Annotated in this window: 23 protein-coding genes and 2 tRNA genes; 12 read left to right on the plus strand and 13 right to left on the minus strand. The window is 59.1% G+C overall.

Annotation, left to right across the window (positions count from 1 at the left end; genetic code table 11):
* Positions 1 to 44 precede the first annotated feature (44 nt).
* Complete coding sequence (locus Tel_15340) at positions 45 to 1544, minus strand: phosphomannomutase (protein ALP54409.1); 1500 nt, start codon at positions 1542 to 1544, stop codon at positions 45 to 47.
* 102 nt (positions 1545 to 1646) lie between these two features.
* Here Tel_15340 and Tel_15345 point away from each other — a divergent pair, with 102 nt between their 5' ends.
* Complete coding sequence (locus Tel_15345; protein ALP54410.1) at positions 1647 to 2354, plus strand: hypothetical protein; 708 nt, start codon at positions 1647 to 1649, stop codon at positions 2352 to 2354.
* A 2-nt stretch (positions 2355 to 2356) separates the two neighbouring features.
* Here Tel_15345 and Tel_15350 read toward each other — a convergent pair whose 3' ends face one another.
* Positions 2357 to 2881 (minus strand): hypothetical protein, encoded by a 525-nt coding sequence (locus Tel_15350; GenBank protein ALP54411.1) that lies wholly within the window; start codon positions 2879 to 2881, stop codon positions 2357 to 2359.
* A gap of 120 nt (positions 2882 to 3001) precedes the next feature.
* Here Tel_15350 and Tel_15355 point away from each other — a divergent pair, with 120 nt between their 5' ends.
* Complete coding sequence (locus tag Tel_15355) at positions 3002 to 4477, plus strand: hypothetical protein (GenBank protein ID ALP54412.1); 1476 nt, start codon at positions 3002 to 3004, stop codon at positions 4475 to 4477.
* Positions 4478 to 4491: 14 nt separating this feature from the next.
* On the opposite strand, the gene Tel_15360 is transcribed toward Tel_15355, so the two are convergent.
* Together Tel_15360 and Tel_15365 are read right to left on the minus strand one after the other, a co-directional pair.
* On the minus strand, positions 4492 to 4881 hold the full coding sequence (locus Tel_15360) for a hypothetical protein (protein ALP54413.1): 390 nt from the start codon (positions 4879 to 4881) through the stop codon (positions 4492 to 4494).
* A gap of 3 nt (positions 4882 to 4884) precedes the next feature.
* Complete coding sequence (locus Tel_15365) at positions 4885 to 5484, minus strand: methylase (GenBank protein ID ALP54896.1); 600 nt, start codon at positions 5482 to 5484, stop codon at positions 4885 to 4887.
* A gap of 45 nt (positions 5485 to 5529) precedes the next feature.
* Between Tel_15365 and Tel_15370 the strand changes: the two genes are divergently transcribed.
* The gene (locus Tel_15370) at positions 5530 to 5781 is read left to right on the plus strand and encodes a hypothetical protein (protein ID ALP54414.1); all 252 of its coding nucleotides are present in this window, start codon (positions 5530 to 5532) and stop codon (positions 5779 to 5781) included.
* On the opposite strand, the gene Tel_15375 is transcribed toward Tel_15370, so the two are convergent.
* Both Tel_15375 and Tel_15380 read right to left on the minus strand, forming a co-directional pair.
* Positions 5753 to 6454: a hypothetical protein gene (locus Tel_15375; GenBank protein ALP54415.1), complete on the minus strand. Its 702-nt coding sequence runs from the start codon at positions 6452 to 6454 to the stop codon at positions 5753 to 5755. The genes Tel_15370 and Tel_15375 overlap by 29 nt on opposite strands.
* The gene (locus Tel_15380; GenBank protein ID ALP54416.1) at positions 6451 to 7269 is read right to left on the minus strand and encodes a hypothetical protein; all 819 of its coding nucleotides are present in this window, start codon (positions 7267 to 7269) and stop codon (positions 6451 to 6453) included. The genes Tel_15375 and Tel_15380 overlap by 4 nt, the downstream gene beginning before the upstream one ends.
* 161 nt (positions 7270 to 7430) lie before the next feature.
* Between Tel_15380 and Tel_15385 the strand changes: the two genes are divergently transcribed.
* Together Tel_15385 and Tel_15390 are read left to right on the plus strand one after the other, a co-directional pair.
* Positions 7431 to 7507: transfer RNA gene (locus Tel_15385), tRNA-Asp, on the plus strand.
* 52 nt (positions 7508 to 7559) lie between these two features.
* Positions 7560 to 8012, plus strand: coding sequence for a hypothetical protein (locus Tel_15390; protein ALP54417.1), 453 nt, complete (start codon positions 7560 to 7562; stop codon positions 8010 to 8012).
* Here the strand turns inward: Tel_15390 and Tel_15395 are convergent.
* The 4 genes from Tel_15395 to Tel_15410 form a co-directional block, all read right to left on the minus strand.
* On the minus strand, positions 8009 to 8428 hold the full coding sequence (locus Tel_15395; GenBank protein ID ALP54418.1) for a hypothetical protein: 420 nt from the start codon (positions 8426 to 8428) through the stop codon (positions 8009 to 8011). The genes Tel_15390 and Tel_15395 overlap by 4 nt on opposite strands.
* Positions 8429 to 8434: 6 nt before the next feature.
* On the minus strand, positions 8435 to 9310 hold the full coding sequence (locus tag Tel_15400) for a hypothetical protein (GenBank protein ALP54419.1): 876 nt from the start codon (positions 9308 to 9310) through the stop codon (positions 8435 to 8437).
* A gap of 63 nt (positions 9311 to 9373) precedes the next feature.
* The gene (locus tag Tel_15405; protein ID ALP54420.1) at positions 9374 to 9673 is read right to left on the minus strand and encodes a hypothetical protein; all 300 of its coding nucleotides are present in this window, start codon (positions 9671 to 9673) and stop codon (positions 9374 to 9376) included.
* A gap of 120 nt (positions 9674 to 9793) precedes the next feature.
* Positions 9794 to 10642, minus strand: a complete 849-nt coding sequence (locus Tel_15410; protein ALP54421.1) for a hypothetical protein — start codon at positions 10640 to 10642, stop codon at positions 9794 to 9796.
* Positions 10643 to 11001: 359 nt separating this feature from the next.
* Between Tel_15410 and Tel_15415 the strand changes: the two genes are divergently transcribed.
* Positions 11002 to 11391, plus strand: a complete 390-nt coding sequence (locus Tel_15415; GenBank protein ALP54422.1) for a hypothetical protein — start codon at positions 11002 to 11004, stop codon at positions 11389 to 11391.
* A 65-nt stretch (positions 11392 to 11456) separates the two neighbouring features.
* Here Tel_15415 and Tel_15420 read toward each other — a convergent pair whose 3' ends face one another.
* Together Tel_15420 and Tel_15425 are read right to left on the minus strand one after the other, a co-directional pair.
* On the minus strand, positions 11457 to 12944 hold the full coding sequence (locus tag Tel_15420) for a hypothetical protein (protein ALP54423.1): 1488 nt from the start codon (positions 12942 to 12944) through the stop codon (positions 11457 to 11459).
* Between the two features lie 747 nt (positions 12945 to 13691).
* A tRNA-Arg gene (locus Tel_15425) sits at positions 13692 to 13768 on the minus strand.
* A gap of 880 nt (positions 13769 to 14648) precedes the next feature.
* On the opposite strand from Tel_15425, the gene Tel_15430 reads away from it, so the two are divergent.
* A complete protein-coding gene (locus Tel_15430) occupies positions 14649 to 15554 on the plus strand; it encodes a hypothetical protein (protein ID ALP54424.1) in 906 nt (301 codons plus the stop codon).
* A gap of 26 nt (positions 15555 to 15580) precedes the next feature.
* On the opposite strand, the gene Tel_15435 is transcribed toward Tel_15430, so the two are convergent.
* The gene (locus Tel_15435; GenBank protein ID ALP54425.1) at positions 15581 to 17698 is read right to left on the minus strand and encodes a hypothetical protein; all 2118 of its coding nucleotides are present in this window, start codon (positions 17696 to 17698) and stop codon (positions 15581 to 15583) included.
* A 175-nt stretch (positions 17699 to 17873) separates the two neighbouring features.
* Here Tel_15435 and Tel_15440 point away from each other — a divergent pair, with 175 nt between their 5' ends.
* From Tel_15440 to Tel_15460, 5 genes are all read left to right on the plus strand, one after another.
* Positions 17874 to 18488 (plus strand): hypothetical protein, encoded by a 615-nt coding sequence (locus Tel_15440; GenBank protein ID ALP54426.1) that lies wholly within the window; start codon positions 17874 to 17876, stop codon positions 18486 to 18488.
* Positions 18489 to 18600: 112 nt separating this feature from the next.
* Positions 18601 to 18795 carry a hypothetical protein gene (locus tag Tel_15445; GenBank protein ID ALP54427.1) on the plus strand — a complete coding sequence of 65 codons (195 nt, stop codon included), beginning with the start codon at positions 18601 to 18603 and terminating at the stop codon, positions 18793 to 18795.
* A 395-nt stretch (positions 18796 to 19190) separates the two neighbouring features.
* Entirely contained in the window at positions 19191 to 20201 is a 1011-nt protein-coding gene (locus Tel_15450; protein ID ALP54428.1) for a copper oxidase, read from the plus strand.
* Between the two features lie 2 nt (positions 20202 to 20203).
* On the plus strand, positions 20204 to 20920 hold the full coding sequence (locus tag Tel_15455) for a hypothetical protein (GenBank protein ALP54429.1): 717 nt from the start codon (positions 20204 to 20206) through the stop codon (positions 20918 to 20920).
* A complete protein-coding gene (locus tag Tel_15460) occupies positions 20917 to 21264 on the plus strand; it encodes a hypothetical protein (GenBank protein ID ALP54430.1) in 348 nt (115 codons plus the stop codon). The genes Tel_15455 and Tel_15460 overlap by 4 nt, the downstream gene beginning before the upstream one ends.
* The last annotated feature ends 39 nt before the right edge of the window (positions 21265 to 21303 follow it).

Raw genomic sequence — 21303 nt, forward strand, 5'->3', positions numbered from 1 at the left:
TCTTGCGAATGTAACTATTTGTATCGGTGTTTTGACGCTTTTCTTTATCTGCGCCAGTCCGCCATGATCTGCAGACACTGGGCGTTCATCTCGGCGGCGCGCGCCGGCGACGCCGCTTCGTTGTAGCAGCGCAGTTCCGGGGCGTTGCCGGAAGGGCGCAGGTGCACCACCTCGTCGCTGTCGAAGGTGATGCGCAGGCCGTCGGTACGATCGATGGTCTGGACCCGGCCGAATTGGCCGAAGGCCGTCTCGATAGCCTGCTTGTCGGCACTCTCGTCGCCCGTATCGAAGGCGGCGAGGCGGGTTTGGCTGAGCTCGGTAGGGAATTCCTTCAAGCGATCGCTGTAGGTGTAGCGCTGCGGCAACTGTTGTAACAGCTCGGCGATGCTCAGGCGCTGTTGTCGCGCCAGCATCAATACCGCCAGGGGGACGATCAGCGCGTCGCGAGTGGGCAGGGCGGGCAGCATGCGACCGTTGAGGCGGATATCCGTGGCGCTCAAGAATCCGCCGTTGGCCTCATAGCCCACCACCGGGGCCGTGGCGCGGGCCAGTTCGGTCATGGCGGCGATCACATAGGGCGAGCCGATGCGGGTGCGCTCGACGCGCTCGAACCAGCCGCTCTTTTCCAGCGCGGAGTTGCTGCTCACCGGCGTGGCCACGGCGCGGGCGCCGAGATAGCGCGCGGTGAGGATGCCGGCCACGTCGCCGCGCAGCCAGTGGCCCCCTGCGTCGCTCACCAGGGGGCGGTCGCCGTCGCCGTCGGCGGAGACGAGACAGTCGAAATGGTGTTCCTCGGCCCATTGCTTGGCCAGGGCGACGTCCTCGGGGCGTACCGCCTCGGTGTCGACGGGGATGAAGGTGTCAGAATATCCAAGCTTGATCACCTCCGCGCCCAGGGCGGCGAAGATGCCGCCCAAGGCCCGGCGGGCGACGCTGGAGTGTTCGTAGACGCCGATCCGCAGCCCGGCCAGGCAGGCGGGTGGGAAAAAATCCAGATAACGCTGCACATAGGCCCGGTAGGCGCTGTCATCTTCGACTGGCAGGGAGCAGGGGTCGAGGCTGCGGCCCTGCTCGTCGAAGCGCCCGGCGGGGATACTGACCTCGGCGGCGCTGATGCCCTGTTCATCCCGTTTGAGAATCTCGCCGGCGGGCGTGTTGAACTTGATGCCGTTACGATCGTCCGGGATGTGGCTGCCGGTGACCATCAGGCTGGCGATGCGGTTTTGAATGCCATAGAGGGCGACAGCGGGCGTGGGGATGAAGCCGCAGTTGAGCGGTTCGCAGCCGGCGTCGCGGATAGCCAATATGGCGGCGGCCATGATGCGCGGCGAACTGGGGCGATAATCGCCGGCGACGGCGACGCGGTCGCCTTGCTGGATATCGCCGCTTGCCATCAGGTAACGCAGAAAGGCCAGTGTATAGGCATAACAGACTTGGTCGGTCATGTCCTTGCTCAGGCCGCGGGCGCCGCTGGTGCCGAATTTGACACCGCTTTGTTGCATGAGCTCGGCGATGCGGAGGGTGGTGCTGGATTGTGCGGACATGGGCGGACCTTGTGGTGGGTTTTGTCGCATTATAAACCAGCCCGGCGCGGGGCAAAGTCTGCTACCATACGCCGTTATAAATCAGGTAAGTCGGTATAACAGATGCGTCTAGAAGACTATTTTTCCCGCCGGGATAACCGAATCCTGGTCAGCCGCCGCCAGGCCAGCAGCTTCGCCAAAAAGATCGCCGGTGATTTCAATCCCATCCACGATGAAGACGCCAAACGCTTTTGTGTTCCGGGCGATCTGTTGTTTGCCCTGGGCCTGCATCATTACGGTTTGAGTCAGCGCATGTGCATCAACTTCGGCGGCATGGTGTCGGACAGCGTGCCGCTGTTGTTTAGCGAATCCGACGGCGATGACATCAGCATCTGCGATGAAAACGGCAAGGAATATCTGAACATCAGCCGTTCGGGCCAACGCAGCGGCGACGAAGCGTTGATCAGCGAATTGACCCAGCGCTATGTGGAATTCTCGGGCCAGACCTTCCCTCATATCCTGGTGCCCTTGATGAAGGAAAAGCAGCTCATGATCAATACCGACCGGCCGCTGGTGATCTACGAACGCATGGTGATTAATCTTGATGACCTGGACATCCGCGGGCCGCGCTTGGAGTTGAGCAGCTCAAACCTGGATGTGGAAGGCAAGCGCGGTAATGTCAGTGTAAGGTTCGTCGTTAAAGACGCGGAGCGGACCGTGGGCCACGGCGAAAAGCACATCGTGCTCAGCGGTCTGCGTGAATACGATCAGGCCAAGATCGATCAGCTGGTGACGGATTACAATGCCCGTAAGGAATCGTACCAGGGCTAGCGTTAGTGCCAATAATCGTAAAGGCCGCTGACCGAACCGGGCAGTAGGCTCACCCAGCCGGCGTACTCCTCGTCATCCATATCCAGCTCGTCCTCGCGCAGCAGCGCCAGGGTGGCGATGGGCTCCAGCAGTGATTGTTGCTCCTTGGGCAGTTCCCGCCACACCTCTTCGTAATCCGAAAGCGCCAGCATGAAACCGAAGCACCAACCGTCATAGACCTCAAAACTGTCGCCGTCCTCGTCTTCTTCTTCGATCACCATGGGCTCGAAGGGCTCGGCCGATTCCAGCTCGATGGCGATGTCCTGATACATGCGCAGCAAAAGTTCATTGATCTGCGCCGTCGCCTCGGCTTCGCCCAGCACCGCCTCCAGGATGGCGGACTCGTCGTCATCGGCGCGGCTGACGATCAGGGCGGTGAGATAGCCGTGGGCCTCGTCGATGGCCAGGCACTCCTCATGGGTGAGCAGGAACTCATCCAGTTCGGCCAGCTCAGAGTCTGACAAGTCGGTGTCGGCTACGGTATTCATGGTGTGTCCTGTCCCTGTGTAAAAGTGCTGCCATCATACACCAGCGCGCTCAACTATATGCGGTTGGACAGCGGCCTGGCGGGCGCATAGAATAGTTGAGTTCGCTACTAGGTTATTTCCATGAAGCATAGTCCCCGCAGCCTCCCCCTGAGCAACTCCTTCGCCGCCCTGCCCGATGACTTTTATTCACGGGTGGCGCCCACGCCGTTTCAGAGCGAGGCGGCGCTGATCCATGTCAATCGCGCCGCCGTCGAGCTGCTCGAGCTCGATCCGGCGTGTGCGCAGGACGAGGACTTTGTCCACATCTTCAGCGGTCGCCGGCGGCTGGAGCAGGGCGCCCCCATCGCCATGCGTTATGCCGGGCATCAGTTCGGCCATTTCGTACCCCAGTTGGGTGACGGGCGCGCCATCATGCTGGGGGAAACCACTAATAGCAAAGGGGAAAAATGGGAGATTCAGCTCAAGGGTTCGGGCATGACGCCCTATTCGCGTATGGGCGACGGCCGTGCCGTGCTGCGCTCCACCCTTCGCGAATATCTGTGCAGCGAGGCCATGCACGGCCTGGGCATCCCCACCACCCGCGCCCTGTGCATTATCGGCAGCGACGACAAGGTCTATCGCGAACAGATCGAGCGCGGCGCCGTGCTGACGCGTTTGGCCCCCAGCCATGTGCGTTTCGGATCTTTAGAGTATTTTTACTACCGCAACAAGCATGAGCAACTCAAGCAGCTGATCGACTATGTCATCGAACAGCACTTTCCCGCGCTGGCCGATGCCGAGCAGCCGGTACTGGCGCTGCTGCACGAGGTGATCAGCCGCACCGCCCGGCTCATGGCCCAGTGGCAGGCGGTGGGTTTTTGCCACGGGGTAATGAACAGCGACAACATGTCCATTCTCGGCCTGACCCTGGACTACGGCCCCTTCGGTTTCCTCGAGGGGTACAATCCGCGCCATGTCTGCAATCATTCCGATCATCAGGGTCGCTACGCCTATGACCAGCAACCCGAAATCGGCCTGTGGAACCTGGCCTGCCTGGCCCAGACGCTGTTGCCCTTCATGAGCGAGGAGCAGGCCAAGGACGCGCTGAATCAGTACGCCGGGCAGTACGGCCGGCATTACCGCCAATTGATGGCGGCCAAGCTGGGCTTCGAAATCGGCGATGAAACGATTCACACCCTGGTCGAACGGCTGTTGCAGCACATGCAGTTGGCGCAGACCGATTTCACCCGCCTGTTCCGCGAACTCTGCAATGTTGAGCGCGACAGCGACGCGCCGCATGACACGCTGCGTAACATGTTTGTCGACCGTGAGGGCTTCGATGCCTGGCTCAGCGACTATCGCGCCGCCTTGCGACAGTCCGCCAAGCCGGACGCCGAGCGCCAAGCGCTGATGAAACGCACCAATCCCAAATACGTGCTGCGCAACTACATGGCCCAGATCGCCATCGACAAGGCGGAGCGAGAACGGGACTACAGCGAGATCGATACGCTCATGCAGATCATGCAACGGCCCTTCGACGAGTGGCCGCAGCTCGAGCACTACGCCGACCCGCCGCCGGATTGGGCGGGCGAGATCGAGGTCAGCTGTTCCTCGTGATGTGATTCGGGACGCTACTGATTGCGCATGAAGTCCGCGGTCTTGAACAGGGAATGGAGCAGGTGTTGCTTCAATAACGGATCTTCGATGTCCATGTCCTCCAGCGCCTGGGTCATGCACAGCATCCAGGCGTCGCGGGCCGCTTCATCCACCGCGAAGGGCAGGTGCCGGGCGCGCAGGCGCGGATGGCCGAATTCCTCCATATAAAGCGGCGGGCCGCCCAGCCAGCCGGAAAGAAACTTGAACAGCTTGTCGCGCGAACCGCTGAGATCCTGCGGATGCATGGCGCGGATGGCCCGGGCCTCGGGCAGGGTGTCCATTAATTCATAAAAACGGTCCACCAGTGTGCGCAGCGCCGTTTCGCCGCCGAGTTTCTGATAGGGGCTGAGGTCTTCGTTCACCATGGGTCAGGGCTTCTTCCAGAGCAAGATACGGTTGTTGGCCGGCAGGGGATAATCCTGTTCAAATATCAGACCGGCCTGTCGCGCCAGCTTATCCAGTTCGTCAAATTCGCGCACGCCCATGCCCGGGTCGCTCTGTTTGAGGCGCAGATCGAAACGGGCGTTGCTTGCGCTGGTGTGGCGGCCGCCGAAACTGAAGGGGCCGTAAAGCATGAATAGCCCGTCCGGCGGCAGCAATTCACCGACGCCGGCGAAAAACGCGACCACGTCTTGCCAGTGCATGATGTGGGCGGTGTTGGCGGAGAACACGGCGTCCACGTCCAGCGTCGGCCAGTCACCACTCAGCACATCCAGTTCAATGGGGCCGTGGACATTGTCCAGCGCCGCTTCGTTCAACCACTGTTGGATGGCGGCATGGTTTTGCAGACGATCGCTGGTATGCCAGGTCAAGTGGGGCAACTTGGCGGCGAAGTACGCGGCATGCTGGCCGGTGCCGCTGCCCACTTCCAGTACCGCGCGTTTGTTCGCCAGCAGCGGCCCGATCACGGCAAGGATAGGATCCCGGTTGCGGTCGCAGGCGTCAGAATACGGTTTGTTCATGCTCATCTCGTAATGGTTCATCGCCGGCCACTAAGGTAACATCCCGGGCCTATGGATAACACAGACGCGCTTTGGGGTGATCCGGCACTGCTGCTGAAGCTGGCCGCCTATCGCATGCCCTTCGGCAAATACACCGGTCGGCTGCTCATTGATTTGCCCGAACCCTATGTGGTGTGGTTTGCCAACAAGGGATTTCCCAAAGGCGAACTCGGCGATCTGCTGCGCATCGTGCATGAGATTAAGGTCAACGGTTTGGAATACTTGTTCGATCCGTTCAGGCAGGAGCCACCTCGGTCACCGTGATGTGTGCCGGGTCGAGGATTTTAACGCGCAGGGTCAGGTCGTAAAGCGGCAGGGTGAATATCCTACGGCCGGCGTTACGCAGTTCCGGCGGCCGCGGGTCGTGTTGCAGGACTTCGATGATCAGCTGTCGTAAGTCGCGATAGTTCTCTTCCAAGCCGGTGAGTCGTTGCTCGACTTGGGGGCTGAACACGACTTCAAATTGCGGCTCTGGGGTTTGCGGCAAAAAGGCGCTGCGGGCATCCGGAATGGCATCAACATAGGGTAGGTAGGGCTTGACATCGATCACGGGGGTGCCCTCGATTAGGTCGATGCCTTTTACGTGCAGCCGTACTTTGCCTTTGTCTGTTTCCATACCTTCAAGCGTCACCAGAGATTGGCCGATGCCGCTGGGGCGATTGGGTGAGCGGCTTGCCCACAGGCCGTAGGTCGCGCCGTCTGCGTGTGGCGGCTGGACTGACAGCTGCACCTCTTTGTCCAGATTTTCGTGAAATAGAAACAGCACCCAGAGGTGCGAGAAGCCGTCCAGTCCCACAAAGGCCTCTGCACGATCATAGGGCGGGTAGAATTCGATCCAGCCGCGCGCCGCCGGGGCGCGGCGTGCCTGTTTGGGCGTGCCGAAACGCTGCTTGAAACAGGAGTGCATGACACCGATGGCTTGGAGTTCAAATTTCATCCCTCGCCCCCCTTGCGGCTTTTTATCTGGCCGCGACGGCCCGGCCGAAAATAGTGTGTGTTTCGGTAATAGCGTTCGCAGCCGTTGTCTTTATCCCAGCCCGGCATGCCGAGAATCGGGAAGGGGTGCAGGTCTTTGGGCTGAGTCAGCACCTCGCCGGCGCAGAATAGGGCGGCCAGTTTTTGGTCCAGCCAGGCCAGTTGTTCGGAATTTGTGCGGTCAAAAAAAGAGGCGTCGGTCTCAATCAATAGGGTGTTGGCGGTCATGCCCAGGTAAGGGGCCAAGCCCTTCTCATACAGGGCGTGGCCGAAGCTGATACAGGCCAGTTTGCCTCCGAGTTCGTCACGGCATTGCCAGAACAGCTCGTGCCAACGGAATTCGCGGATCATTTGCAGCAGCCTGGCATCTGCAGAGACGATTACCGCACCGCCTTCGTCGAACAGGGACAGCATGTTTTCCAAGGGCGAGCGGCGTCCCCGTTCGCCCCTTAGCTCAAGCCGCCGCCGCGCTTGGGGAAGGTGGGCGGCGTTGATCGCCGCCTTGGTGGCCGGAAACATGAGCCAGCTCAGGAATTGAAAAAAGTCATGCCAGTTGTGGCGCCGCGTCTGCAGTTCACCGCTGCGGTAGATGCGCGGCGCGTAGTGGTCCTCGAAACGATCCGGCGTGTCATCCTGGGCCACGACAGTGAGCGCTTTGCCCGCCAGAGTGCGAATAGGCTCGGCCCGTTCATCCAGCATGGCCTGGTAATCGGCCAGCTGCGGCCAGTGGTCGAAGCCGGCGAATCGGGCGGCCAGGTGGCGCAGCGGGGCGTACATCGGCGAGGTCGATGCAAAATCCGGCGTCCAGCCCGGCAGTGAGTGGCAATGACGCAAACCTATCCGCCTCTGTATGTCCTCCATCGGGGCCAATAGTATAACGGTGCGGGCGCCGCGCTTGTATTTCGATTGCGCTTGCGGCAAGATGCGCGCTGTTTAACGGAGCGGTAGTTCAGTTGGTTAGAATACCGGCCTGTCACGCCGGGGGTCGCGGGTTCGAGTCCCGTCCGCTCCGCCATGTTTCCCGTTCGGGTATAGTGTCGTTTTTTAGCCTCGAATACGGAAACGCTATGCACATCTGGGTCGATGCCGACGCCTGTCCCGCCGTCATCAAAGAGATTCTCTACCGCGCTGCCGAGCGCGTCCACATCCCCTTGACCCTAGTGGCCAATCAGCCGCTGCGCACACCGCCGTCGCGCTATATCAAGACCGTCCAGGTGTCCCCCGGTTTCGATGTCGCCGACAACCTGATTGTCAAACGCGTGGTGGCCGGCGACCTGGTGATTACCGCTGATATACCCCTGGCCGCCGAGGTGATCGAGAAGGGCGGCCACGCCCTCAATCCGCGCGGTGAGTTTTACAGTCGGGAGAATATCCGCGAGCGCCTGGCCATGCGCGACTTCATGGAGACCCTGCGCAGCAGCGGGGTGCAGACCGGCGGCCCCAACGCCCTGCATCAGCGTGACCGGCAGAGCTTCGCTAACCAGTTGGATCGTTTTCTGGCGCGTCTCGACACCCTTTAAAACGCCGGTTGCGCGCTAACCAGCATGGAAATTTCGCGCAACAGCAACAACAGGCCCACGGCCATCATCACCATGCCGATCATGCGCGCCCGTGGCCCTTCGATGAGCACCACCGTAATCGGCAGGCGCATGCTTTTGGGGGGCAGGCGCGCGGCCTGCATGATCAGCAGGCCGAACCAGGCGAAGGTTAAAATGGGCAGGCTGCGCATGACGCCGAAGGCGATGCTGGCGACATAGGCCTTTTTCTGATTCAGGGCCACGATGGCCTCGTGGGAGCGGTCCAGCGGCATCTGCATGAGGAAAAAATCGATTATCGGCTCCAGCCACAACAGGATAAGGATGTAGAGCGCGATCAGGATGAGCCAGGTCTTGCGCATCTGTTTGTCAGCGGGGATGATTTCGTTTTTGCGTTTCATAGGGGCCTATTGTGAAGCAACTGCGCGGCGATTACACCAGTCTTGGATGGCCAGGCGCGCCTCGTCCGGTCGTTCGGTGAGCATCCAGTGATCGGCGTCGATGATCTTGAACTCGGTGTTCGGCAGCCGGGCCAGACGGGCTTGGGTCTGGGACAGGTCGGTCAGCTTCACTCCCCGGGATAGCAAGACCAACACCGGCGCCTGGAGGTCCGCCAGCGGTGGCAGCGGGGCGGTGGCCGCGTAGAGGTCCTGCAGATAATTGGCCGTGGGCAGATATTTGAGATCGCTTAGCGGCCGGGCATAGATCTTATCGATACGGGTGTCGGGTTGGTGGCGCAGCAATTCTCGCGTGCGGCGATCCAGTTGTTGCAGATCCAGCGTCGGGAAGTGTCTGCGTTTGATCCCCGCCGCATTCAACAGCCGGAGTATGGTGATCAGGGGCGGTAGCAAACCGCGCAGCCGCGCCACGCGGGCCAGCGTGCCCTGCAGGCATTGCGGTACCACAGGGTCGATGAGGATCAAGCCGGCCGTCATGTGGGGGTGGCCGTGGGCGTAATGCAGGGCCAGTTGCGCGCCCAGGCTGTGGCCCAGCAGCACGACACGGCGATAGCCCGCTTGGGCCAGTATGCCGTGCAGATCCTCACACCAAACGGCATGGCCGATGCGGCCGCGCACCAGGGAACCGCCGTGGCCGCGCAGGTCCAGGCGCAGCAGGTCCCAGGGCGGGTCGAGGGTGAGGGTGTCCACCAGCTCCGACCAGCGGCTCGAATTGCTGGCCAGGCCGTGCAGCATCACCAGGGCGGTGCCGCTATGGTCGCGGCGCCGCAGGCGGTAAGCGATCCGGGCGCCGTCATCGCTGCAATAATAGTGCTGCGTCTCCATCTCTCCATAACAGAAAAGCCCGCGCGGGGCGGGCTTTTCATGCGTTTGGTGTGTGACTGGCGTTCAATTCTGCAGGGCGGGCTGCAGCGTCTCTTTTTTGAGCCGCGCTTCCAGGACAAAGCAGCCGAAGGGCAGCATCCCCGCCAGCATGACGGCCAGGATGAAGCGGTCCGACCACCCGTGGCGCTGGGCCGCCAGCAGGGCCAGGCCGACATAGGCGATAAATAACATGCCGTGGGTCATGCCCACTACGGAGACCGCCTCCGGATGGCCCCAGTAGTACTTCAGCGGCATGGCGATAAACAATAAAACCAGGAACGACAACCCTTCGATCAGGCTGATAAGTCTGAAGCTATTCAACATGGCGCATTCTCTTCGTGTAGTAAACCGAAAGCCGCTTTGAGTTTTTTTGTGATTGCGGCGTTTAATTATTGTCCGGTCATGGTACCCCAGGCGCGTCCCGCCTGCCAGTGCGCGCCTTGCTCAGCCCCGCGGCGTCTTGGACGTGCTCAATAAGCCTTTGATTTCTTTGATCTCGTCACGCATGGCGCGCAACTCCCCTTGCAAGAATTCAGTATCCGCATCCACTTTGGCGGTGATGTGTTGGCTGGTCTGCTCCAGTTCGCTGTGCTGTACCTCCTGCACCGCGTTAACGATCACCGCCATCAGCAGGTTGAGTACGGTGAAGGTGGCGATGAGGATGAAGGGCAGGAAGAACAGCCAGGCGTGGGGATAGACCTCCATCACCGGGCGCACGATACCCATGGACCAGGACTCCAGGGTCATGATCTGGAACAGGGTATAGGCGCTGGCGCCCAGGCTGCCGAACCACTCGGGAAAGCGCTCGCCGAACAGGTTGGTGGCCATCACCGCGGCGACATAGAAGATGATGCACATGATGGCGCCCACAGACCCCAGTCCGGGGATGGCCCTGAGCATGCCCGCCACCACCTTGCGCATGGAGGGCACCATAGTGAGCAGGCGCAGCACCCGCAACACCCGCAGGGCGCGTAATACCTCGAAGGGCCCGGTGGCCGGCACCAGGGCGATGGCCACCACGAGAAAATCGAATACGCTCCAGGGGTCGCGGAAAAAGGCCAGGCGGTGCACCAACAGGCGTAGCGTGATTTCCACCACGAAGACCGCCAGGATGACGGCGTCCAAGCCATGCAGCAGTTCGCCCCAAGCGGCCACGATGTCGGCGTCGGTCAGCAGGCCGAGGACGGCGGCATTGATCAGGATCAGGGTGATGATGAATCGTTGAAACCGCTGGTCGTCGATAAAGGTCTTGAGTTTCAGACGCCAGCTCGGCCAGTGGGTTGGGGTGTTCATGCTTTATTCTTCAAGTAATGACAAGCGCCTAGGGAGACGGGCCCTCATCTTACACGTTCAACTTGAGCGCGCACAGGGAGCGCACGCTGTGATAATATCGCTTCCGCGTGAGTGGCGGCTTGATGAGCGAGTGAAGCGCCGCGAGCGAATGAAGCGCGTAACAGACGAGAGACGCGCGGAGTGTGGCGCAGGCCCCGCCGATGGCGAGAGAGGGCGGGGTCGTGTGCCTTTAATCCCACCTTGAACCCCTTCCTTATGGCTGCGCGGGCGGATCTGAAACCGGGCCAATTTTGACTTGGGATACGATTTAGCGTTAGTTTCTATCACTCTGAATCGGAGCGTTGTCGAGGGGAAATACCATGAAAACCAAACCGCTATCTTTAGCCGTCCTGTTGGCCGCCGCTCTGGCCGCCCAGCCGGCCGCGCAGGCCGCCGATACCACCCTGGCCATGGAGCAGATGGCCCGTATCGTGCTCAATCTTGAAGAAAAGCCGAGTGAGGACGCCCGGCTGACGCTGGACGATATCGCCGAGGACAGCGCCTCAACCTACAATGAGCGCATTCTGGCCAGCAGCATCAAAAATCTTGACAAGAAGATTCGCCCGGATGACAAGGCCACCGTGCTGAAAGTCTGGACCAGCCCGGCAGCTTCGGAAACTGAGCGCGAAATGGCCAAAATCCTGCTGCGTTTCAATGAAAAACCGACTGCTGAGGCCAGGGGTGCTTTGAGTCAGTGGGTCGAGCGATAAACGGGGTCTACACGACGACAAAAAAGCCCGCGTCACGCGGGCTTTTTCCCTATCCGGCAACCCTCTTATTGAGTGCCTTGTTTGAGCAGTGCGGAACGAATCAAGGCGATCATTATCCCGAGCATCAGGCCCAAGATAGCGGCCAGCGCCAGTTGTAACCCCAGTCGGGGCGATATGACACCGCCCGAACGGAGTATCTGAGGGCTGGCGACGATTTCATACAGATCGGCCTGGACCCCCAGATAGCGGTTGCTGGCCACTTCTACCATCTGCAGTACGTCGCTTTGCAATTGGTTGATGCGCGCGCCCGCCATCGGCAGCTGCTGTTCCACGTAGGCCTTGAGCGTCGCGCTGGTGTTTTTGGAACCGGCTGCACCCGAGTTGTTAAACGACCCGGAAATGATCTGGTACTCCTGTCGCAGCCGCGACAATTCCTCGACGGCGTCGAGGCGTTTCTGCAAAATGGTCTTGCGCATTTCCAGGTCGCCCAGCTGACCGCCCAGTTTGAGCATCTGATTCAGAAAGCCCTGATCCAGCGAGGGTGACAGGTTGTTGGCCCCTTCCCCGGTGAGGCTGGCGCCGCCGGGCGGGTTCAATACCGCCAGTGAATCGTCATAGGATCGGATCAGCTTCTCCTTGGTCTGGATCTGGACGCTGAGGATCTTGAGCCGACTGTTCATTTGCATCTCGGTGGAGAAGTCCTGTGAGGCGAACACGGCGTAGTTGTCGTAGATCAGGCTGCGCAGCGGTGAGATCAGGGCCTCGTCCAGCAGGCGGCTTTGCGCCGCCAGGTCGCTCAGGGTCTGGCCGTCCAGGCGCAGGGAGTCGGCGCCGGCGAGTTCGCGCAAATCCGTTAATACCTGGTCGATTTGGCGATGCAGTTCTTTCAGGGAATCGGCGTTGGTGGCGACGCCCAGCGTGGGGTCAAGGGTGAAGGGTTTGGTGGGCATGGAGACATCGGTGATCAACACCCCATATTGGCGTGACGCCTGTTCCGCCCAGACCTCCAATAAGCCGGTCAGCAGACGTTCGGCATCGGCCTGTGATAGGCCCAGCTTATCGATTTCCAGTCTCAGGGTGGCGGTTTTGTTGGCCATGGACTCGAGTTCCCGCAGTGCGTCTTCGGCGGCCGCCACCAGGGTTTCAGGCGCTGACGACTTATTGGCGATTTGTTCCGCACGCTGTGTAATCGTCGTGACCGCGGGTATGGACGGTGTGATCAACAGTGCCGCGGTGACGTCTTCGCCCGCCGCATCTATATTGGCTCGTTGTAGTGCCTTAGTGATCACGGCGTTGGAGGTGATATCGCGTAGCACGAATGGAGAGCCGTCGGGATATTTGCCTTGCTCCGCCCCGTTGAAGGTAAAGCTCACCGCCATTTCCACTTGCGTATCCTGAGGCAGCACAGTTTGAGACAGATTGAAGACGCCCACCACCAAGATACAGACCAGGGTCACCCCCGTGATTAAACCGCGTTGGTTCCAAACGGCGCGAATTAATCGAGTTAGATCAATCTCATCTTCGTATTGCGGATACTGTTCCATCTTATTCATTGTCGATCCCAAAACCGTTCCTTGATTATCGTGAATGACGCCGGGTGCAAGCATAAAGCAGATTCCACACTAGGTGTCTGGCGAGCTTAGGAAAATTCGGGCCATTCTGCCGTTCCCGCTACGGTACCCCTAAACCCGGCAGACGCCTGGACGCGTCAATACTTGCGCCCGGTAACATGACTCAGCGGCGACTGACTTCAGGGCCGGATTCGTCACGGCAAGTATGTGAATCCTAGCACGACTATAGTTAGAAGTTTGTCTTAGCCTGGCAAGATTATGAACGGGAGTGAATGGCGCGCCCGAGAGGGTGAGGCGCAGGGTTTTTGCGAAGCGTAGCTTCGCCTGAGCCGAACGCCCGGAAGGGCTGGAAATCCGAAGAGTGGGTGGGACATGAACGGGAGTGAATGGCGCGCCCGAGAGGGTGAGGCGCAGGGTTTTTGCGAAGCGTAGCTTCGCCTGAGCCGAACGCCCGGAAGGGCTGGAAATCCGAAGAGTGGGTGGGACATGAACGGGAGTGAATGGCGCGCCCGAGAGGGTGAGGCGCAGGGTTTTTGCGAAGCCCAGCTTCGCCTGAGCCGAACGCCCGGAAGGGCTGGAAATCCGAAGAGTGGGTGGGACATGAACGGGAGTGAATGGCGCGCCCGAGAGGGTGAGGCGCAGGGTTTTTGCGAAGCCCAGCTTCGCCTGAGCCGAACGCCCGGAAGGGCTGGAAATCCGAAGAGTGGGTGGGACATGAACGGGAGTGAATGGCGCGCCCGAGAGGATTCGAACCTCTGACCTCCGCCTCCGGAGGGCGGCGCTCTATCCAGCTGAGCTACGGGCGCAAAAAACAAGCGTTACTGCTATTAAGATACAAAGCGCCACCCTCACCGGGCAACGCCCCCGCCGCAAACTGCGCGGCTTCCCCAGCCCAAAATCACAGATTTCGGGCGTTCGCCTCGCGCGAAGCGGTGCTTCGCGGACTGCACTCGACTCACCCAGCTGAGCTACGGGCGCAAAAAACAAGCGTTACTGCTATTAAGATACAAAGCGCCACCCTCACCGGGCAACGCCCCCGCCGCAAACTGCGCGGCTTCCCCAGCCCAAAATCACAGATTTCGGGCGTTCGCCTCGCGCGAAGCGGTGCTTCGCGGACTGCACTCGGTTCACCCAGCTGGGCTATGGGCGCAAGAACACGCTGTACTGTAATCAAGGCTAGGCGCTTGATTATCAGGCGATTTTTCGAGGATATCGCGCTTGTCCGCGAAAGGGAATATGTTCTAACTCGATGCATCCCTTGTCGCTCGCCGTCCCAGAGCCGTGCGCGGGCTGAAAGAATACAGATTGCCGGCCGACACGTCTATAGCCTTGCCATTTTTTGGCGCGCGGAACGGAGGATTAGACGCATCTCTTTGAATGACCGTCAAAATCCCCGCGCAGGGCACTCAAGCCGCGGCGCATGCGGGACCCGGGAGCCTCGTTTGGGCGGGCGAAGGATCGCTTGAGAGCGCAATTCATTACTGCGAGCATGCTATAATTCCAAACCAAATAAAATTAACGCATGTTAATGGGCTTGGATTCACGCCCCAGCCGAAGTTAAGTGGTACGGTTGGCGACATGAAATGCCGTTTCAGGTCTTGCTAGATAATCTAGGTAGGGTTTCTGATGGCTGGAATGAATAAGTATGCGCTTCTGGCATTACTGCCACTAACGTCCCTTGCGCTCATGTTGGATGTGCCGCTTACACAGGCCGAGTTCGAGCTCAACTTCCAACCTCGCAGTGGTGACGGCGACTTGGGTGACGGCGGCCGTGGCGGCTGGGGCGGCGGCGGCAGTCGAGGGGGGCGTGGTCAGGATTGGGAATTCCGCGACGAAGACATGATCCAGGAGATGGTCTTCGAGGACGGTCAGGAGTACTACCACGTCATCATCAAAGATGATCATCAGGATTTCGCCTTGGATTTTTATATCAAGACAGCCAGTCCCGACGGCTTCTATGAATCCGACGGCGGTCGAGGTGGCCGCGGCGGCGGCGATGACACCGGCCCCGCCTCGTCCAGTGCCGGAGACGGCGGCCCCGATCTGGAAGACTTCGAAGACCCGTTCCAACGCGAAGCCGGCAACGGTTCCGCCAATCCGAGCCGGGTTTATATGCGCATGCGTGTGCGGGACCATGACATGGAACAGGAATTCTTGAAAGCCACGCTGTCGCAAAAACCCATTATTACCCAGGTCATCGATGATAAGCGAGGTTTCCGCGACGAGACCACCATTGATATGACAAACTCGGATTATTCCCAGATGAATGTCCCCGGTATCGTCGAAATCGAGACCAGGATCACCGACCCCCAGTTTCAGAGCGGGGTAAGCGAATTTCTGCTCAGTCGTGACGGCGACGATGTGAACGTGACCGCCGGGCAATTCACGTATTCGCCCGGGGACAAGGACCCCGGAGCCTCCAGCACCACTCCAGGAGGATCCGGCGGGACATACACGTATGTCGAAGGCGGTTTCGATGTCTACGCGGTGGATTGGCTTGAATTCTGCGACCCCGATCAGAATTCGCGTCACGATTGTCGCTTCGACGGCAGTAATCGAGGTAGTCGCGGCGGTCGTGGCGGCGGTTGGTAGCTTTCCCGCCTCGGCTGGCGCGGTCGTCAAAGGGCATCCGAGACACCACCTTTTCTCTCCTGTGCAGCGGCAGCCTGTGACTTGGCCAGGTTGTCTTCGGCGGACTTCAAGTCGGGCTTGATGCGCAACGCCTCGCGGAAGTGCTCGATGGCCTGATTAAACGCCCCTTTTTTGGCTAACAATACGCCCGTCATGTTGTGGGCTTGTGCCTGGTGCTGGTCTTTTTCAAGCATCTTCTGTACCCAGTCCATGGCCTCTTCATCGCGCCCGGCTTTGACCAGAAACGCAGTGAAATTAAACAGTGTGGTGCCGTCATCGGGGGCGAGACGTAGAGTCTCTGCGAAGTGTTCATGGGCGGCGTCAAAATCACCCCGGGAAGCCAATAATATACCGAGTTCCTCATGTGCGGTGTAATTGTCATTGTCGATTTGCGCTGCCGCCGAAAAGTGTTCGATGGCTTCGTCATAGTCGCCTTGCTGCTTTAACAGCTTGCCGAGCATGACCTGAACCCAGGCTACCTCGGGATTTAGACTCACGGACTTGCGTAGCTGCTCGATGGCCTGATCATCCATGCCTGCGCGATGGGCGGTTTTACCCAGCATGGCATAGGTAAAGGCGTGCGGGCCGAACAGTTCCAGACTCATGTTGAACAGGCTGTAGGCTTCATCGAATTTGCCCGCCCAGTCCAGTACCCGGCCCAATTTTGTCAGCGCGATACGCTGATCATCCTTATCGATTTGCGCGTAGACCTGTTGCGTGATTTGCGCCAGTCGTTCATCAGTCAAGGGGCGTGTCGGCGCGACGATGTCCCGGTCAATGAGTGTGTCCAGCAAGGCCAGCCCCAGCAGGCGATATCCCATGATGGTCAAATGCACGTGATCGAGAAAATACTCCTTGCCGAAAACGCTGTGGTCATACTTTTCCCGATAGGCGTTTTTGATAATGGTTTCATAGTCGATCAACGGAACCTCGTGCCACTCGGCAAGCTCGGACACCACTTGACGCATTTCACTCAAGATACGCAGCGGCGCGATGTCTTCATCAATGGCACGCCAGAAGGATCTTTCCGCCGCCTCATATTCACCCAGGGCAAACTGTGCCCGCCCGAGGCGAAAATGGAGTTCGGCATAGCGGTCGTCGATCCGTGTTGCCTGGTCGTATGAATCCACGGCTTTGCGGTAGCGGCCTGCGAGGAAGGCCTGATTGCCTTGCTGATATAAGGCCTCCCATCTTGATCGCTCCGCGTCCGTCAGCTGTTGCTTGTGCTCACTTTTGAAGGGCGACATGTCTTTGAGATTGGCGATTGGATTAATAAAGATAATGTCGGCATCTGCGTCGTCGGCGATCTGGGTCATGCGTGCCAGGTTGAGACGGTAATGCTCGATGATCTGGCGTTTCAGTTCATCATCGCGATGGTAGCTTGTGGGGCCACGCGTGTGTTTGAGGATCTCGTCGACTTCGCTGCCCAACTGATGCGCTGGCGCTGCGGTCGGGTCGGGCCCGTCGGCACTGATTGCATCCATCACGTTTTTCACCGCGGTGTAGGTGCGTGTCTTGCTCAGCAGGGAATCCGTATAAATAAGCCAATAAGGGATCTTTTTAAGATCGCCATAGGACCGTTCCTCAAGAAATTCGTTCTGCCCCGAATAGACGATGAACAAGTCGGGCTGGTATTGAACCAGTTCACGCATCAGTCGGGCAACGCGGTAGCTGGCGTAACTCACGCCGCCGGCGTTGATCACCTCCCAATTTCGCTCAGGCTGTACGGCCTGCAAAAATGCACGCAACCAACCGCAGAACGAGGTGCTGTCTTTATAGGGCCGCCCGACGGTGGTGGAGCCGCCCATACAGAATATACGATAGCTACCGCGCGGCTTGTGTTTGGGAAATGACTGGGCGTTGAACAGGTCGAGTTTGTTGTCCGCGGTTTGCATAATCACCTGTCCGTCCGGGCTGCTTGTCTCGACAAACAAGGGGATGTTGCCCGAAAACCCCACTAAGGGGTCCTCGGTGGCGACAAGCGGCCGTACGCCGATGAGCGCCAAGACAAGTTCCAGCCCGGCAAAGAATGCCGCGACGATGACGATGACAAAGCCCAATTGCTTGGTGAATGTTTTCAAACGCTGCCCGGTGGGTCCGGCCACGCGTTATTCCACATTTAAATGTTTATCATGCATAGGACGATTTTATCAGCTCCATGAGTGGTTGAGGGTGGGCCAAATTCTGAGCCTGTTGCACGCGATGTGCGCATTCCCCAACCATATTCGGTTGCTATAGTTGTGCTTGGCAGTGCGTAAAGGAGATCATGGGGGATAGCGGATGCCAACGGCGGAACAGATTTTGGTGAGCCTTGGCGACATCACCAGCCAGTGGCACGGTGTCGCGGTGGGCTGGCATGTCTATTTCGCTGTCGTGGCACTGATAATAGTCGCGGGGATGCGTCCGTCGCGGCGGCTGATGGGGCTGTTGCTAAGCCTGCCCATGTTCTCGGTCAGCGCCTTGGCCTGGCACGCCGCTAATCCGTTTAATACTCTTGTGTTCGCATTGGCGGGTGCGGCGCTCATCGCCGTCGCACTATGGCGCCTCTTCGGAGTGCTGCGCCTCAGCCGCGGCTGGCCGGCCGTCGCCGGGGCACTGCTGTTCGCCTTCGGTTGGGTATATCCACACTTTCTCGACGGCGCGTCTTGGTATACCTATCTCTACGCCGCGCCGGTCGGCCTGGTTCCCTGTCCCACCTTATCGATGATCATCGGATTGAGTTTGCTGCTTGAGGGCTTGGCGTCGCGCGCTTGGATGTGGCTTCTGGCCCTCATCGGGGGGTTTTACGGCGTATTCGGCGCGTTGCATCTGCAGGTGGTCCTCGACTGGGTATTGTTGGCCGGGGCGACCGCGTTGCTGCTATACGCAAAATCGGCGCCGCGCCCTAGGTTCTGATCCGCAGGCCATATTGTGTGCCTCGCCGGATCCCACGACCTATCGACCAGCCGGATGATGTACAATGGCAGGCCTGCTTGATAAGGGCAAAGCAATTCTGAGGATTTTTACGATGAAAGAGCTCGTCCGTTTCGTCGCTTACACCACGGCCACGCTGGCCATGATCTTTCTGGTGATCGGCATCGCCAAGGCCGGGGTCTCCCCCGAGGTATTGGCTTACTCCGCCATTTTCGTGGTGGTTGTACTGCCGGTCATCATCGGCATATTGATGGCGCGGCGCGAAAAACGAAGTACCGCCAAGCAATAGCGCCTGCCGGCTGCGGCGGTAGCGTTTGCCGTCCGATTCCACCCTCACTAATTAATACATTCCCAGGTCCACCGTTCATCGATGCCCGCAAGGCAAATGACCGCACTCGATTGGTGCACTATATCTTATTGATATAAAATATATTTTTGTCGATCGCGCCCGTTTGGACGAGATTTTGTCTTGACAGCGCAGGATCTGCCTTCTAATCTTGGCCTTAAGATGTTTATTGGATGCATCTTTTTTTAGCCATAAAAAGGTGTATTTAGAATCTATCTAAAATGCGGGCGCCGCCGCTGCGGTGCCGCAGAGCAATCGACCGTGGGAGAGCACTTATGAGAAGAAAGTTTGACGGTAGGTATCTGCCTGCAGGACCAAGCGGCATCTGGCTCGGCGCCATGCTCGTGGCGCTCTGGGCCATGCAGGCTTGGGGTGCCGAGCGCGAATTCGATATGACCATCGACGAAGTCACCATCAAGGTGGCGCCGACACTGGACTACAAGGTGTTCGGATTTAACGCCCAGGTGCCGGGTCCTCTGCTCCATGTCCAGGAAGGCGACGAGGTCATCGTCAATGTCATGAACAACACCTCGCTGCCCCATACCATCCATTGGCACGGCGTCCATCAAAAGGGCAGCTGGCGCAGCGACGGCGTGCCCGGCGTGACGCAAAAGCCTATCGAGGCAGGCGAAAGCTTCACCTATCGCTTCAAGGCGGACCGCATCGGTACGCTGTGGTACCACTGCCACGTCAATGTCAACGAGCATGTCGGCATCCGCGGCATGTGGGGACCACTGATCGTGGATCCCAAACACCCTCTGCCCATCGAAAAGCGCGTCACCAAGGATGTCATCATGATGATGAGCACCTGGGAGTCCTCAGCTGCCGACAAATACGGCGAAGGCGGCACCCCTATGGACGTGGCGGACTATTTTTCCGTCAACGGCAAATCTTTCCCCCTCACCCAGCCGCTAAGGGTCAAACAGGGCGACGTGGTGCGGATACGTTTCTTCGGCGCTGGCGGCGCCACCCACGCCATGCATAGCCATGGCCACGACATGTTGGTGACTCACAAGGATGGTCTGCCGCTGGAGCAGCCTTACTACGCTGACACTGTGTTGCTCGGTCCCGGCGAACGCTATGACGTGATTATCGAGGCCGACAATCCGGGCCGGTTTATTTTCCATGACCATGTGGATACCCACGTCACCGCGGGTGGCAAGTTCCCGGGCGGCCCCATCACCGTGATGGAGTACGACGGCGTGGAAATGGACGATTGGTACGTCTGGAAGGACAAAGACTACGACCCCAATTTCTTTTACAGCGAATCGCTCAAAAAAGGCTATGGCATGTTTGACCACGCCGGGTTCAAAGGCCAGGCCGAATCGACTGGACTGCGTAGGAGGTAGGCATGATGACGACAGCATGGCGCAAGCCCCTGGGCGTTGTGGTCGGTGTAGCGGCCCTGGTGGCCATTGGTTATACAACGACGGCGTCGGCAGCAGACGGCGAGCAAATTCTGCGCAGCCAGTGCGCAGAGTGTCACGAACTGGATGAGGCTGGTCCCGACAGCTTAAAAGCATTGTGGGCCCAGAAGGGGCCCAACTTTTCCCATGCCGGTAACAAGTACAAGCAGGACTGGATGGCCCAATGGCTGACGGCTCCGACACGCATCCGCCCCGCCGGCATGTTCTACGGCAATCACATCGAGCCGGCGGCCGATCATGACCAGGTCATCGAAGCCAGCCTGGTGGACCATGTCGCCTTATCGGCGGATGAGGCCAAGGCGGTGGCGGCGGCGCTTATGCAATACCAAGGCAAGCGCGAGCTCATCGAACAGGGCGCGTATCAACCGGGCACGATCTCGCTCAGTATGGGGGATCTGATGTTCATTAAGTTCAAAGGCTGTGCCAGTTGCCATCGCGTGGCGCCGGATTATGGCGGTATCAGCGCTCCGGAAGTCTACACCGTGGCTAAGCGCCTGCAGGAGGATTACATCATCAGTTTTATGAAGAATCCCCAGGCCTGGTCGCCCCTGACCTTCATGCCCCAATACCACTTAAAAGAGGCTGATCTACAAAAGTTCGTGCATTACTTCCGTGCGCTGGCAAAGGAGGAAACGCAATGAAGCCGTCACTGACAACCACATTTATTTTCGTAGCCTTGGTGTCGCTCTCGGCGGCGCAAGCCGGCGAAAAGCCCGCCGATGTCTACAAGACCTATTGCTGGCAATGTCACGGCATGCAGGCGGACGGCATGGGCATCAACATCCCGGATATGTCGGTGCAGCCGCGCGATCACACCGATGCCAAGGAAATGTCGGCGCGCTCTGATGCCGAGTTGTTCACGGCCATCAAAGAGGGGGGGCGTGCGGTGGATAAATCTTTGCTCATGCCCGCTTGGCAAGATGTGCTGAGCGACGAAGATATCAACGGATTAGTGCGTTATCTCAGAGAGCTGTGCCAGTGCTAATAATCTAATCAATAAACGGCTCATGAGGCTGTGCTAATG

This window comes from Candidatus Tenderia electrophaga (assembly GCA_001447805.1).
Classification (GTDB): domain Bacteria; phylum Pseudomonadota; class Gammaproteobacteria; order Tenderiales; family Tenderiaceae; genus Tenderia; species Tenderia electrophaga.

Bases quoted from the DNA above. Each gene is read 5' to 3' on its own strand.
- Tel_15340 (ALP54409.1), bottom strand. From the start codon at position 1,544: ATGTCCGCACAATCCAGCACCACCCTCCGCATCGCCGAGCTCATGCAA.
- Tel_15345 (ALP54410.1), top strand. From the start codon at position 1,647: ATGCGTCTAGAAGACTATTTTTCCCGCCGGGATAACCGAATCCTGGTC.
- Tel_15350 (ALP54411.1), bottom strand. From the start codon at position 2,881: ATGAATACCGTAGCCGACACCGACTTGTCAGACTCTGAGCTGGCCGAA.
- Tel_15355 (ALP54412.1), top strand. From the start codon at position 3,002: ATGAAGCATAGTCCCCGCAGCCTCCCCCTGAGCAACTCCTTCGCCGCC.
- Tel_15360 (ALP54413.1), bottom strand. From the start codon at position 4,881: ATGGTGAACGAAGACCTCAGCCCCTATCAGAAACTCGGCGGCGAAACG.
- Tel_15365 (ALP54896.1), bottom strand. From the start codon at position 5,484: ATGAGCATGAACAAACCGTATTCTGACGCCTGCGACCGCAACCGGGAT.
- Tel_15370 (ALP54414.1), top strand. From the start codon at position 5,530: ATGGATAACACAGACGCGCTTTGGGGTGATCCGGCACTGCTGCTGAAG.
- Tel_15375 (ALP54415.1), bottom strand. From the start codon at position 6,454: ATGAAATTTGAACTCCAAGCCATCGGTGTCATGCACTCCTGTTTCAAG.
- Tel_15380 (ALP54416.1), bottom strand. From the start codon at position 7,269: ATGTACGCCCCGCTGCGCCACCTGGCCGCCCGATTCGCCGGCTTCGAC.
- Tel_15390 (ALP54417.1), top strand. From the start codon at position 7,560: ATGCACATCTGGGTCGATGCCGACGCCTGTCCCGCCGTCATCAAAGAG.
- Tel_15395 (ALP54418.1), bottom strand. From the start codon at position 8,428: ATGAAACGCAAAAACGAAATCATCCCCGCTGACAAACAGATGCGCAAG.
- Tel_15400 (ALP54419.1), bottom strand. From the start codon at position 9,310: ATGGAGACGCAGCACTATTATTGCAGCGATGACGGCGCCCGGATCGCT.
- Tel_15405 (ALP54420.1), bottom strand. From the start codon at position 9,673: ATGTTGAATAGCTTCAGACTTATCAGCCTGATCGAAGGGTTGTCGTTC.
- Tel_15410 (ALP54421.1), bottom strand. From the start codon at position 10,642: ATGAACACCCCAACCCACTGGCCGAGCTGGCGTCTGAAACTCAAGACC.
- Tel_15415 (ALP54422.1), top strand. From the start codon at position 11,002: ATGAAAACCAAACCGCTATCTTTAGCCGTCCTGTTGGCCGCCGCTCTG.
- Tel_15420 (ALP54423.1), bottom strand. From the start codon at position 12,944: ATGAATAAGATGGAACAGTATCCGCAATACGAAGATGAGATTGATCTA.
- Tel_15430 (ALP54424.1), top strand. From the start codon at position 14,649: ATGTTGGATGTGCCGCTTACACAGGCCGAGTTCGAGCTCAACTTCCAA.
- Tel_15440 (ALP54426.1), top strand. From the start codon at position 17,874: ATGCCAACGGCGGAACAGATTTTGGTGAGCCTTGGCGACATCACCAGC.
- Tel_15445 (ALP54427.1), top strand. From the start codon at position 18,601: ATGAAAGAGCTCGTCCGTTTCGTCGCTTACACCACGGCCACGCTGGCC.
- Tel_15450 (ALP54428.1), top strand. From the start codon at position 19,191: ATGCTCGTGGCGCTCTGGGCCATGCAGGCTTGGGGTGCCGAGCGCGAA.
- Tel_15455 (ALP54429.1), top strand. From the start codon at position 20,204: ATGATGACGACAGCATGGCGCAAGCCCCTGGGCGTTGTGGTCGGTGTA.
- Tel_15460 (ALP54430.1), top strand. From the start codon at position 20,917: ATGAAGCCGTCACTGACAACCACATTTATTTTCGTAGCCTTGGTGTCG.